Below are 12,453 nucleotides of genomic sequence, written 5' to 3'. Positions count from 1 at the left end.
CCAAGGGAAGAAGGGGGCGGCGCTCACCGCAGGTCCTGGGTCAGCAGCGCCAGCAGGAACATCGCGCTCTGGCAGGCCACGGTGATGGCGTGGCGCTGCATCAGCTGGCGCGCGCCCAGCGCCCGCGCGCCCAGGTCGCGCGGCGTGTCGGGCGCGAAGCGCAGGCCCAGCTTCTGCAGCGCGAGGTCGAGCGTGCCCAGCGAGGCGATGGCGCCGCTGGCCAGGTCCTGGAACAGGCCCACGTCGAGGCGGATGCGCAGCGCCAGGTAGCGCTCGAGCACGCCGATCACGGCCACGGCGCCGAAGCCCATGCAGGACAGCAGCGACAGCGAGCGCCCGGTCAGGGCGAGCACCGAGACCGCGACCAGGCTCAGGCCGAAGCCCCAGGCGGCGACGGTGCCGGCGGCCTGCAGCAGGCGCGCGGTGGCGGAACACAGCGAACGTTCGTGGTCGGTCATGGCGTGCGAGTGTGCCGTGTCGCGAGGTCGAGCGCGCGCCGCCAGGCATCGCGCAGCACGATCTGCGGCCGGGCGCGCCGCACCTGGGCCTCGGCATCGCGCGTGCCGTCGTGCAGCCGCAGCCAGGCGATGCTCGCCGCCGCGCTGCGCGAGAAGCCCAGCGCGCAGCAGACCCAGACGGCCTGGCCGGCCTGGCGCCGGGCCTCGATGAGCTGGGCCGCGCGGCGCAGCCGGTCGGGCGGCGGCACCACCAGGTCGAGCATCGGCAGGCAGTGCGCACCGTCGACGGCGGGCAGCTGCAGCTCGGCGCACAGGCTCAGGAGCTGCGGCCGGCCCGCGGCCTGCCATTCGGCCGCGCTCGGGATGCGCCCGAGCCGCAGCCCCGGCGCGACCTCGACCGAGGCCGGCAGCCGCCGCGTCCAGGCCCGCGCGTTGAGCGCCGCGCCCAGCCGGTAGGGCGCGAACAGCCAGCGCGCGGCCCAGCGCATGCGGCCATGGCGGTCGATCTGGAAGCCGCGCGCGCCCAGGCCCGCGTAGTTGAGTGCCACCAGCGCCAGCGAGGCGGCCGGCCAGCCGAGCCACAGGCCCCACCCGCCGATCGCCAGCGCGGCGCCGAGAAAAGCCGCCGCGCCGACGCCGTACAGCGCCGCGAGCTTCCAGCGCTGCGGATCCCGCGCCAGCCGCCAGCCCTGGCGCAGCGAGGCCACGCGTTCCAGCGGCCAGAGCCAGACGCAGACCAGTCCCAGCAGGGCGCCGGTCGGGATGTCGATGAAGTGGTGCTGCCAGGTCGTGAGCACCGAGGCGCAGATCGCAAAGGCCCAGAGGTGCAGCACCAGCCGCGCCCACAGCGGGCGGATGAACTGCCGGTACCAGTCCCAGAGGATCACGGCCAGCGCGATGTGCAGCGAGGGCGCCTGGTTGAAGGGCTGGTCGAAGCCGCGCAGCGCGTCGAACAGGAAGGCCGGCGCGCCGCTGACCGCGGGCTGGCCGAAGCTGAAGCGCAGCGGCCAGAGCAGGAAGCAGCTCACCGCGATGACGGTGGCCGTGACCAGCCGCAGCGCATGCCGGTCCATCGTGTGCCGGTCGCGCGCGAGGAACGGCGACAGCGCGTAGAAGACGTTGATGGTCCAGTAGGGAAAGATGGTCCAGGGCCAGAAGGGCAGGCCATGTTCCCAGTCGAAGGCCAGCGTCGGCACCACGGCGCGCGAGGCGGCCCACCAGTTGGCGAGGCCGTAGGTCGAATAGAACAGCGGCCCGAGCAGCACCAGCCAGGCGATGGCGCGCTTCCACAAGCCCTTGGCGAACCACAGCTTCATCGGCACCCTCTTTTTCGGTGTTCAGCGCGGGACACCGCGGAACCGGCTTTGCCGGGCCGCCGGTGTCGCCTCCGGAGAGGGGGAGGGAGAAGCGACACGCAGTGCGCGAAGCCTGGGGGAGAGCCCATCTCAATGGCCGGTGCGGATGGCCAATGAGACCGTGAAGATCCCCCACTCGTCGACCCGCTGCGCGATCTTGCGGAAGCCCGCCTCCTCCACCAGCTGGTCCATCTCGGCCTGCGTGCGGCGGCGCATCACCCAGGCTTCGCCCTGGCGGTGGCTGGTGAGCGCGCGCGCGATCATCTCCAGCTGCGGATGCCAGGGCTGGCCGGTGTAGACCAGGTAGCCGCGGTCCTCCACCGCGTCGCCCACGCCGGCCAGCGAGCGGCGCACCATCTCGTTGTCGGGGAACAGCTCGTAGAGGCCCGACACCACCGCCAGCGTGGGCCGGGGCGTCACGCGGGCCAGGCTCATGCGGTCGAAGGCGTCGGCCTGCACGAAGCGCGCGATGTCCTGCAGTTCCTTCTCGGCGATCAGCGCCGTGCCGTCGCGCACGTTGATGTCGCTGTAGTCGCGCAGCAGGATCGAGCTGGCCTTGACCGGGCTGGCCGCCACCGCGTCCAGCACATAGCGGCCGTGGCCCGCGGCGATGTCCATCACGCGCACCTCGCGGTGCTGCGCGGCCAGCCGCTCCATCGCCTCGCGGATCAGCTCCTCGACATGCACCTTGCGCTGGCGGATGCCGCGCCAGCCGATGGAGTCCAGGTAGGTCCGGTCGATGCTGCGGCCCAGCGCGCCCTTGCCCTCGGGCGCATTGCGGTAGACGTAGTCGAGCGTGCTGCCCGAGTCGAAGCCGGTGTCGTGCCCCAGCTTCACGCCGCGCGAGAACTTGCCGCCGAAGCGCAGGCCGGCGCGCGTGAGCGCCCAGTAGGCGCCGCGCGGCGACCAGGGCGACAGCGGCTCGGCCAGCGCGCGCGACTCGTCGGCGGTCGCGCCGCGCAGGTGCGCCTCGCGCAGGTCGACCGCGGGCACGGGCGCGTCGAAGCGCTCGAGGATGAAGGCGCGGACCGCGGCCACGGCCGGCGCGCGGTCGCGTTCGCCCAGGGTGTCGTGGAAGAAGCCGGGCAGTTCCAGCTTGGTCTTGACCGCGCTGCCCAGGCGCTCGAAGAACTGGTGCTGCGGCTTGTGGTGCACCACCCAGTCGGACCCGGAGATCAGCAGCTGCACCGGCAGCGTGATCGCGTTGGCATCGGCCACCACGCGGTCGGCCGCGGCGTACAGGTCGAGCAGGATGTTGACCGCGATCGGGCGCGAGATCAGCGGGTCGCGCTCGTAGCTGGCGATGCGCTGCGGGTCGTGGGTGAGGAACTTGGGCTTGACGTAGCTGTTGACGAAGAACAGGCCGCGCAGCTTGTGCATCAGCCCCAGGCCGGCGCGCGCGAAGGGCACGTAGAGCTTGACCTGGAAGGCCGGCGAGGCGAGCGTGAGGCCGCGCACCTTGGGCGCGTAGTCGTGAGCCCAGGTCGAGATCAGCACCGCCCCCACGCTCTGCGCGATCACGTGCAGGTCGCGCTCGGGCACGCCGTGCGCCGCGCCGATGTGGTCGACGAAGGTCTGGACGTCGCGCACCGAGGTCGCGAAGCTGGGGCTGTGGCCGCGCGGGCCGGGCGAGTGCCCGTGGCCGCGCGCGTCCCAGGCGAAGAAGTCGAAGTCGGGCAGGTCGAGCTCGTCGACCAGGTGCGCCATGCGCGCGCCGTGCTCGTGGCCGCGGTGGAACAGCACGATCGCGCCGCGGCGCACCGCCCCGGTGGCGGGCCAGTGGCGGTAGAACAGCGAGACGCCGTCGTGGGTGTTGAAGTGCTGTTCGGTGAAGCTGCGTGAAGTGATCGTGTCGGTCATGGCGTCCCTGGGGTTTGCGGGTTGGTCTTGTTGGTCTTGGGGAGAGGCGTGTTCAGGGCTGCAGCGCGGCCTCGGCCAGCGCGCGGCGGATGCGGTTGACGATGGTCCAGGCCACCCCCGCCGCCAGCAGCGGCATCAGCCAGGCGGTGGCGGCCGGCAGCGGCCAGCCCAGCGCGACATAGAGCCCGAGCGCGCCGAACACGAAGGCGCGGTCGCTCTTGCCCAGCGGCCCGTCGTAGCGGCGCGAGGCGCCCACCGTGGGGCCGAGGGCGCCGGTGAATTCGCTCAGGCCGGCCAGCACGATCACCGTGCCGACCCAGAAGGGGCTGAAGGGCGCGACCAGGGCGAAGGGCAGGTAGAGCGCCGCGTCGGACAGCACGTCGGTCAGTTCGTTGAGGAAGGCGCCCAGGGCGCTCTGCTGGCCGTGCTCGCGCGCGAGCATGCCGTCGATGGCGTTGAAGGCCATGCGCAGGAACATCCAGAGCGGGATCAGGGCGAAGAAGCCGGCGCGCGGCGCGGCGAAGAAGAGCCACAGGCCCAGCGCCACCGAGATCGCGCAGGCCGCCAGCGTGACCTGGTTGGCGGTCACGCCGAGTGCATGCAGGCGCCCCACGAGCGGCCGCAACAGGGCCTGGAACCGGGGCTTCAGCTCATAGATGGACACGCGCTCCCCCTCATTGTTGGACGCATCATTCTGCGACCAGGCGGCCGACTAAACTGTCCGACAAACACCCGAATCATGACCATTCAGACCGACGATTTCGCCCCCGCACCGCCCCGCGTGGTGTCGGCCGCCCCGGCCTCGCCCAACGAGGAGGCGATCGAGCGCGCGCTGCGGCCCAAGCTGCTCGACGAGTACGTGGGCCAGGCCAAGGTGCGCGAGCAGCTCGAGATCTTCATCGGCGCGGCGCGCCAGCGCGGCGAGGCGCTCGACCATGTGCTGCTGTTCGGTCCGCCCGGCCTGGGCAAGACCACGCTGAGCCACATCATCGCGGCCGAGCTGGGCGTGAACCTGCGCCAGACCTCGGGCCCGGTGCTCGAGAAGCCCAAGGACCTGGCCGCGCTGCTGACCAACCTCGAGCGCAACGACGTGCTCTTCATCGACGAGATCCACCGGTTGAGCCCGGTGGTCGAGGAAATCCTCTACCCCGCGCTGGAGGACTACCAGATCGACATCATGATCGGCGAGGGCCCGGCCGCGCGCAGCATCAAGCTCGACCTGCAGCCCTTCACGCTGGTCGGCGCGACCACGCGGGCCGGCATGCTGACCAACCCGCTGCGCGACCGCTTCGGCATCGTCTCGCGGCTGGAGTTCTACACGCCCGAGGAGCTGGCGCGCATCGTCACGCGCAGCGCCGGCCTGCTCAAGGTGCCGATGGACCCGAGCGGCGGCTTCGAGATCGCGCGCCGTTCGCGCGGCACGCCGCGCATCGCCAACCGGCTGCTGCGCCGGGTGCGCGACTACGCGCAGGTCAAGGGCGAGGGCCGGATCACCGAGGACATCGCGCACAAGGCGCTGGCCATGCTCGACGTCGACCCGCAGGGCTTCGACCTGATGGACCGCAAGCTGCTCGAGGCCGTGATCCACCGCTTCGACGGCGGCCCGGTCGGCCTGGACAACATCGCGGCCAGCATCGGCGAGGAGCGCGACACCATCGAGGACGTGATCGAGCCCTACCTGATCCAGCAGGGCTACCTGCAGCGCACGCCGCGCGGGCGGATCGCCACGCTGGCGGCGTACCGGCACCTTGGGGTGGCACCGCCGACCCGCGACGGCGACATGTTCGGCGCCTGAAAAGGCCCACCCCCGAAGGCTTGCCCACTTCGTGTGGCTGCGCCTTCCCCCTCAAGGGGGCGACGCCAGTGGCCCGGCGAAGCCGGTTCCACGGCGCCCCGGCCCTTCTTGCATCTCGGGCAAAGGCCGGCTGGCATAGTGCCAGCCGAAAGGAACCCCGCCCATGCACACCCATGACCTGAGCGCCTGGCAGCACAGCCATCGCTTCGACACCGACAGCCACGCGGCCGAGCGCAGCACCCGCCTCGTGATGTGGATCACCGCCGCCACCATGCTGGTGGAGATCGGGGCCGGCTGGTGGTTCAACTCGATGGCGCTGCTGGCCGACGGCTGGCACATGAGCTCGCATGCCTTCGCGCTGGGACTCAGCGCCTTCGCCTATGCGGCGGTGCGGCGCTATGCGGCCGATCCGCGCTTCGCCTTCGGCACCTGGAAGATCGAGGTGCTGGCGGGCTTCGCGAGCGCCCTGCTGCTGCTGGGCATCGCGGCGCTGATGGTGATCGGCTCGCTGCAGCGGCTGTGGTCGCCCGAGCCGATCCACTACCGCGAAGCCATCGTCATCGCGGTGGCCGGGCTGCTGGTGAACCTGGTCTGCGCGCGGCTGCTGGGCGGCGCGCACCACGCGCACGACGAGCACCATGGCCACGGCCATGGGCACGACCACGCACACGACCATGGCCATGGCCATGGCCAGGATCTCAACCTGCAGTCCGCCTACCTGCACGTGCTGGCCGACGCCGCCACCTCGGTGCTCGCCATCGCCGCCCTGGTCGGCGGCTGGCTCTACGGCTGGGCCTGGCTGGACCCGGTGATGGGCATCGTCGGCGCGGTGCTGGTGGCGGTCTGGGCCAAGAGCCTGCTGCTGCAGACCGGCCGCGTGCTGCTCGACCGCGAGATGGACCACCCCGTGGTCGACGAGATCCGCGAAGGCGTCGAGCAGGGCCTGGCCGACTCGCACACCCGCGTGGCCGACCTGCACGTCTGGCGCGTGGGTCGCAACGCCTACGCCTGCGCGCTCAGCGTCGTCACGCATTCGCCCACGCTCGGCGCCGACGAGGTGCGCGCGCAGTTCTCGATGCACGAGGAGATCGTGCATTCGACGGTCGAAGTGCAGCGCTGCAGCGACATCCACCACCCCTGTCACTGAAAATTCACGCCGCCGCCGCGCGGCGGACATGCGCGGGGCCGACGCTGCGGTCCCATGCAACGCGACGATGCCTTCCTTCGCGCATGGCGCGACACCGCGGCCCCCTCTCTCGAGACGGCCGACGATCCACCGACGCGGCCGCCGCTGCGCTACCGCACGCTGTGGATCTCCGACCTGCACCTGGGCACGCCGGGTTGCCAGGCGCATGCGCTGCTCGATTTCCTCAAGCACACCGAGTGCGAGACGCTCTACCTGGTCGGCGACATCATCGACGGCTGGCAGCTGCGGCGGCAGTGGTACTGGCCGCAGGCGCACAACGACGTGATCCAGAAGCTGCTGCGCAAGGCGCGCAAGGGCACGCGCGTGATCTTCGTGCCGGGCAACCACGACGAGTTCGCGCGCAAGTACGTCAACCACGACTTCGGCGGCATCGAGGTGGTGGAGGACTGGGTGCACGAGACCGCCGACGGCCGCGCGCTGTGGGTGATGCACGGCGACCTGTTCGACGGCGTGATCCAGTGCGCCAAGTGGCTGGCCCACGTGGGCGACTCGCTCTACGAATTCACGCTGCGGCTCAACCGCCACCTCAACTCGCTGCGCGCGCGCATGGGCCTGCCCTACTGGTCGCTGTCGCAGTACCTCAAGCTCAAGGTCAAGCGCGCGGTCAGCTACGTGGGCGACTTCGAGAACGCGGTGGCCCGCGAGGCGCGCAAACGCGGCGTGCAGGGCGTGGTCTGCGGCCACATCCACCACGCCGAGATGCGCGACATCGACGGCATCCTCTACTGCAACGACGGCGACTGGGTCGAGAGCCTCACGGCCCTGGCCGAGCAGGCCGACGGCACGCTGGAGATCCTGCGCTGGGCCGAGCACATGCCGGTGGCCGCGCGCACGCGCCGGGCCGCGCCCAAGCGGCAGCCGGTGTCGGCATGACCGGCGCGCGCACGGTCGACCTGGTCTATCTCGATGCCGGCGGCGGCCACCGCGCCTCGGCGCTGGCGCTGCGGGCCGCGATCGCGCGCGCGGGCCTGCCCTGGACCGTGCGCCTGCTGAACCTGCGCGAGGTGCTGGACCCGACGCAGAAGTTCCGCCGCATGACCGGCATGGAGCCCGAGGACTACTACAACAAGCGCATCGCGCGCGGCTGGACCGCGGGGCTGGCGCAGGAGCTCAAGCTGCTGCAGGCCATGATCCGCTGGTGGCACGGGCCGACCGTGCGCCTGCTGCAGCAGCACTGGCTGGCCACCGAGCCCGACCTGGTGGTGTCGATGATCCCCAACTTCAACCGCGGCCTGCGCGAGTCGCTGGCCTCGGCCCTGCCCGGCGTGCCCTTCGCGACCGTGCTGACCGACCTGGCCGACCACCCGCCGCGCTTCTGGATCGACAAGGGGCTGGACCAGCACGTGGTCTGCGGCTCGGCCCATGCGCTGCAGCAGGCGCGCGACGCCGGCCTGCCCGCGAGCCACATCCACGCCAGCTCGGGCATGCTGCTGCGCGACGATTTCTATGCGCCGCCGCCGGCCGACCGCGCGGCCGAGCGTGTGCGCCTCGGCCTCGATCCCCATCGCCCCACCGGCATCGTGCTGTTCGGCGGCCAGGGCGCGAAGGCCATGCTGGGCATCGCCAAGCGTCTGCCCGACACCCAACTGATCCTGGTCTGCGGCCACAACGCCGCGCTGGCCAAGGCGCTCGAGGCCCTGCCCGCGCGGGCGCCGCGGCGGGTGCTGGGCTTCACGCCCGAGGTCGCGCGCACCATGCAGCTGGCCGACTTCTTCATCGGCAAGCCCGGGCCCGGCAGCCTCAGCGAGGCGGTGCAGATGCGGCTGCCGGTGATCGTGGTGCGCAACCGCTGGACCCTGCCGCAGGAGCGCTACAACACGCAGTGGGTGCGCGAGCACGAGGTCGGGCTGGTGCTGCCCAGCTTCGCCCGCATCGACGCCGCGGTGGCGCAGCTGGTGCGCGAACTGCCGCGCTACCGCGCCGCCACCGGGCGCCTGGACAACCGCGCGGTGTTCGAGCTGCCGGCCATCCTCGAGCGCATCGTGGCCCAGGCCGACCTGCCGGCGCCCGACTTCCGCACCCCGGGCCTCAGCCGAAGGTGAAGGCGTAGGCCTGCGCGCCGGCGTCGAGGAACTCGATCTCGAACAGCCGGTCCGGGCCGGGCGCGGCCTGGCGCACCAGCTGGTAGAGCTTCTGCGCATCGACCACGCCTTCGCCCTGCGCGTCGGTGTCGGCGCCGTGGTCGGCCAGCGGCGGCTGGCCGTCCACGCGCACCCGGAAGCGCACCGGCCGGCCGTCGGCCGCCGGGCCCAGCACCAGGTGCAGGTCGCGCGCATGGAAGCGGTAGGCGATGCGGCCGTTCGCGCCGCGGGCCACGATGCGCTCGGGCTCGGCGGTCCATTCGCCGGCCAGCGCCCACTGGTTGGTGCGCAGCGTGGCGGCGCCCGGGTAGGCCTGCGCGCGGTCGCGCACCAGGCCGCCCGGCACAGCGAAGCCCTGCGCCTGCGCGTAGCCCAGGTAGGTCTCGCCCGACAGCACCGGCGCCGTGCCGGGCGCGGCCTGCACGCCCTGGCCCTGCGGCGACACCAGCGTCGACGGCAGGTTCGCCCGGCCCGCCTCGGCCAGCAGCTGCTGCAGCACCTGCTCGGCCTGCGCGTAGTCGCCCTCGCCGAACTGGTGGTGGCGGATCCGGCCCTGCGCATCGACGAAGTAGAAGGCCGGCCAGTAGCGGTTGCCGAAGCCGCGCCAGAGCGCGAAGTCGTTGTCGACCGCCACCGGGAAACCGACGCCCAGCTCGCGCACCGCCCGGTGCACGTTGGCCGAACGCTTCTCGAACGCGAACTCCGGCGCGTGCACGCCCAGCACCACCAGGCCCGCGTCCCGGTACTTCTCGGCCCAGGCGCGCAGGTAGGGCAGGGTGCGCAGGCAGTTGATGCAGGAGTAGGTCCAGAAGTCGACCAGCACCACCTTGCCGCGCAGGCCTTCGGCCGTGAGCGGCGGCGAGTGGATCCACTCGGTCGCGCCCGCGAGCGAAGGCAGCGTGCCTTCGGTGTGCAGCACGCGCGCCGGTGCCGGCGCCTGCCAGGCGGTGGGCATCAGGCCGCCGGCATCGGTCGCCGGTGCCGGCAGGCGCACCTTCTCCACCAGCGCCTGCTCCAGCGCCGAGGTGGTGCCGATCGACAGGCGCGCGAGCAGGCCCGTGTCCAGCCCCAGCGCGATCGCGCCCACGCCGACCAGCACCGCGGCGCCGGCCGCGCGCCGCAGCCATTCGCCGGTGTGCAGCGAATGCTTCATCAGCGCGAACAGCCGGCCGCCGAACAGCAGCGCCGCGGCCAGCGAGGTGCAGGCGCCCGCGGCATAGGCCAGCAGCAGCAGGGAGGTGCCGACGCTGGCGCCGTTGAGCGCAGCGCCCGTGAGGATCAGGCCCAGGATCGGCCCCGCGCAGGGCGCCCAGAGCAGCCCGGTGCCCACGCCCAGCAGCAGCGGCGAGCCGACGGCCGAAGGCGCGTCGGACAGCCGCAGGCCCAGCGCGACCAGCGGCCGGCTCAGCCGGTCGGCGAGGGCCGGGAACAGCAGCGTGAGGCCGAAGCCCGCCAGCAGCGCGATCGCGGCGTAGCGGCCGTACTGGTTGAGCGTGACCACCCAGCCGCCGCCCACCGCGGCCAGCGTGGCGATGGCGGCGAAGGCCAGCGCCATGCCCGCCAGCATCGGCAGGCCGTGCGAGCGGAAGGGCCGGTCGGCCCGTGCGAAGACGAAGGGCAGCACCGGCAGGATGCAGGGGCTCAGGATGGTGAGCACCCCGCCCAGGTAGGCGATGAAGAGGATGAGCATGGCATGGCTCCTGGTGTGGAAGGGGCGTGCGGGCTCCCGGCGGCCTCGCGAGGTGCGAGCCGCGGCGGGAGAAGAGGCGTGGGGGCGGCGGGCGTCAGCCCGGTGTGGCGGTGCGGGTGCTCATCGTGAGGCGTGCCTCCAGTCCGCCTTCGGCGCGGTTGTGCAGCGTGAGTTCGGCCCCCATCGCCATCGCGAGCTGGTGCGCGATGGCCAGGCCCAGGCCGGTGCCGCCGGTGCCGCGGTTGCGCGAGCCCTCGACGCGGTAGAAGGGCTGGAGCACGGCCTGCAATTCGGCCGGCGGGATGCCCGGGCCGTTGTCCAGCACGCTGACCGTCAGCCGGTCCGCTTCGGCGTGCACGCGCAGGCGCACGTCGGAGCCGAACTTCAGCGCGTTGTCGATCAGGTTCGTCAGGATGCGGCGCAGCGCGTTGGGCCGCGTCACGATGGGCGCGCCGGCGCGGCCTTCGATCGGCACCGGCTGCCCCACGTCCTCGTAGTCGGCGGTCATGCTCTCGAACAGCGCGTCGGCGTCGATGCGGCAGGGCGGCTCGGTGGCGCCGTGCAGGGTGCGCGCATAGGTCACGCCCTCGCGCACCAGCGTGTGCATCGCGTCGAGGTCCTGGCGGAACTTGGCCTGGTCCCGTTCGTTGTCCATCAGCTCGGTGCGCAGCCGCATGCGGGTGATGGGCGTCTGCAGGTCGTGCGAGATCGCGGCCAGGATCTCCACCCGTTCGGCCATGTAGCCGCCGATGCGCCGCTGCATGGCGTTGAAGGCACGCGTCGCGCGCACCACCTCGGTCGGGCCTTCCTCGGCCAGCGGCTGGGCCTGGAGGTCGGGGCCCAGCTCGTCGGCCGCCGCGGCGAGCTGCGCGAGCGGCCGCGTGACCAGCCGCATCGCGTGCCAGGCGCAGGCCGCCAGCACCGCGAGCTGCCCCAGCAGCATCCACAGCACCCAGCCCGAGACCGGCATGCCGACGCGCCGCGCATGCACCGTCACCTCGCTGCCGTCCGTGAGCCGCACCGCGATCTGCAGGCTCTCGCGCGGCGAGGCCACCTCCACCACCTGGCGCACCGCGAAGGGGTGCAGCGCATCGACGATCGCGTCGGCGAACTGCTGCAGCGCCAGCGAGCCGGGGGCGGTGCCCACGACGGGCTCGCTGCCCAGCACGAAGCGGTAGTTGCGCCGCTCGAGGCGGTCGAGCCAGCCCGCGCGCTCGTCGGCCGGCAGGCGGTCGAGGATCGCGACCGAGCTCGCGATGTCGCGCTCGATGCCGATCATCATCAGTTCGCGCAGCGCCGTGTCGCGCTCGTAGCGGATCGCGGTGAAGGTCAGCAGCTGCGCGATCGCGAGGCCGATCACGATGATCAGCGTCACGCGGGCGAACAGCGAGCGCGGCACGAACCGCCGCCATGCCGCGGGCGTCTGCGAGAGGGCGGGGGACGTGGCCATGGCTCGTTTATAGGCGCTGCGCGTTCAGGCTCAGACCAGGGTGATCGCGACGTCGACGTTGCCGCGGATCGCCTTGGAGTAGGGGCAGGTCTGGTGCGCGGCATCGACCAGCGCCTGCGCGACCTCGCGCTCGAGGCCCGGCAGGCTGACGTGGAGCCGGGCGCGCAGGAAGTAGGCGCCGTCGGCGTTGGCGAGGTCGACCTCGGCGTCGATGGCGGTGTCGGCCGGCACCTTGACCTGGAGCTTGTTCGCCGCCAGGCCCATCGCACCGATGAAGCAGGCCGACCAGCCGGCCGCGAACAGCTGCTCGGGGTTGGTGCCCGTGCCCTTGCCACCGGGCGAGGAGAGCTGGATGGCCAGGCGGCCGTCGTCGCTGCGGGCGTCGCCGTCGCGGCCGCCGGAGGAGGTGCGGGTCTTGCCGGTGTAGAGGATCTTGGGGGTCGATGCGGTCATGGTGATGTCCTTGAACGAGGATGAAACAAGAGGGTTTCTGAAGGGAACGCAGTCATTGTTTTCCGTGTTCGCAGGGGTCCATCCAGCTTGTGTATGCCTCTGTA

At 72.1% G+C, this 12,453-nt stretch carries 11 protein-coding genes; 4 read left to right on the top strand and 7 right to left on the bottom strand.

All coding sequences use genetic code 11. From position 1 onward, the window contains the following. Positions 1-23: 23 nt before the first annotated feature. The 4 genes from QTI20_RS29975 to QTI20_RS29960 all read right to left on the bottom strand — a co-directional run bounded on the left by QTI20_RS29975 (position 24) and on the right by QTI20_RS29960 (position 4,337). Entirely contained in the window at positions 24-458 is a 435-nt protein-coding gene (locus tag QTI20_RS29975) for a hypothetical protein (protein WP_286556064.1), read from the bottom strand. Continuing rightward, entirely contained in the window at positions 455-1,774 is a 1,320-nt protein-coding gene (locus QTI20_RS29970; protein ID WP_286556062.1) for a phosphatase PAP2/dual specificity phosphatase family protein, read from the bottom strand. Before QTI20_RS29970 ends, QTI20_RS29975 begins: the two co-directional genes overlap by 4 nt. Positions 1,775-1,903: 129 nt before the next feature. Next, positions 1,904-3,673, bottom strand: coding sequence for a bifunctional alpha/beta hydrolase/class I SAM-dependent methyltransferase (locus QTI20_RS29965; protein ID WP_286556061.1), 1,770 nt, complete (start codon positions 3,671-3,673; stop codon positions 1,904-1,906). 52 nt (positions 3,674-3,725) lie between these two features. After that, the gene (locus tag QTI20_RS29960) at positions 3,726-4,337 is read right to left on the bottom strand and encodes a CDP-alcohol phosphatidyltransferase family protein (protein ID WP_286556060.1); all 612 of its coding nucleotides are present in this window, start codon (positions 4,335-4,337) and stop codon (positions 3,726-3,728) included. A 75-nt stretch (positions 4,338-4,412) separates the two neighbouring features. Between QTI20_RS29960 and ruvB the strand changes: the two genes are divergently transcribed. From ruvB to QTI20_RS29940, 4 genes are all read left to right on the top strand, one after another. Beyond that, on the top strand, positions 4,413-5,468 hold the full coding sequence (ruvB, locus tag QTI20_RS29955; RefSeq protein WP_183027355.1) for a Holliday junction branch migration DNA helicase RuvB: 1,056 nt from the start codon (positions 4,413-4,415) through the stop codon (positions 5,466-5,468). A 163-nt stretch (positions 5,469-5,631) separates the two neighbouring features. Beyond that, positions 5,632-6,615, top strand: a complete 984-nt coding sequence (dmeF, locus tag QTI20_RS29950) for a CDF family Co(II)/Ni(II) efflux transporter DmeF (RefSeq protein ID WP_286556058.1) — start codon at positions 5,632-5,634, stop codon at positions 6,613-6,615. Between the two features lie 54 nt (positions 6,616-6,669). Further along, positions 6,670-7,548, top strand: coding sequence for a UDP-2,3-diacylglucosamine diphosphatase (locus QTI20_RS29945; protein WP_286556057.1), 879 nt, complete (start codon positions 6,670-6,672; stop codon positions 7,546-7,548). Then, positions 7,545-8,717 carry a glycosyltransferase gene (locus QTI20_RS29940; protein ID WP_286556055.1) on the top strand — a complete coding sequence of 391 codons (1,173 nt, stop codon included), beginning with the start codon at positions 7,545-7,547 and terminating at the stop codon, positions 8,715-8,717. Before QTI20_RS29945 ends, QTI20_RS29940 begins: the two co-directional genes overlap by 4 nt. On the opposite strand, the gene QTI20_RS29935 is transcribed toward QTI20_RS29940, so the two are convergent. From QTI20_RS29935 to QTI20_RS29925, 3 genes are all read right to left on the bottom strand, one after another. Then, the gene (locus QTI20_RS29935; protein WP_286556053.1) at positions 8,704-10,446 is read right to left on the bottom strand and encodes a cytochrome c biogenesis protein DipZ; all 1,743 of its coding nucleotides are present in this window, start codon (positions 10,444-10,446) and stop codon (positions 8,704-8,706) included. The genes QTI20_RS29940 and QTI20_RS29935 overlap by 14 nt on opposite strands. Before the next feature lie 94 nt (positions 10,447-10,540). Further along, complete coding sequence (locus QTI20_RS29930; protein ID WP_286556051.1) at positions 10,541-11,896, bottom strand: ATP-binding protein; 1,356 nt, start codon at positions 11,894-11,896, stop codon at positions 10,541-10,543. A gap of 30 nt (positions 11,897-11,926) precedes the next feature. Next, a complete protein-coding gene (locus QTI20_RS29925) occupies positions 11,927-12,349 on the bottom strand; it encodes an organic hydroperoxide resistance protein (protein WP_286556049.1) in 423 nt (140 codons plus the stop codon). Between the last annotated feature and the right edge of the window lie 104 nt (positions 12,350-12,453).

It is taken from the genome of Variovorax sp. J2P1-31 (genome assembly GCF_030317215.1).
GTDB lineage: Bacteria > Pseudomonadota > Gammaproteobacteria > Burkholderiales > Burkholderiaceae_C > Variovorax.
The sequence above is the reverse complement of the archived record's forward strand: the minus strand, read 5'-3'. Positions and strand labels throughout refer to the sequence as shown.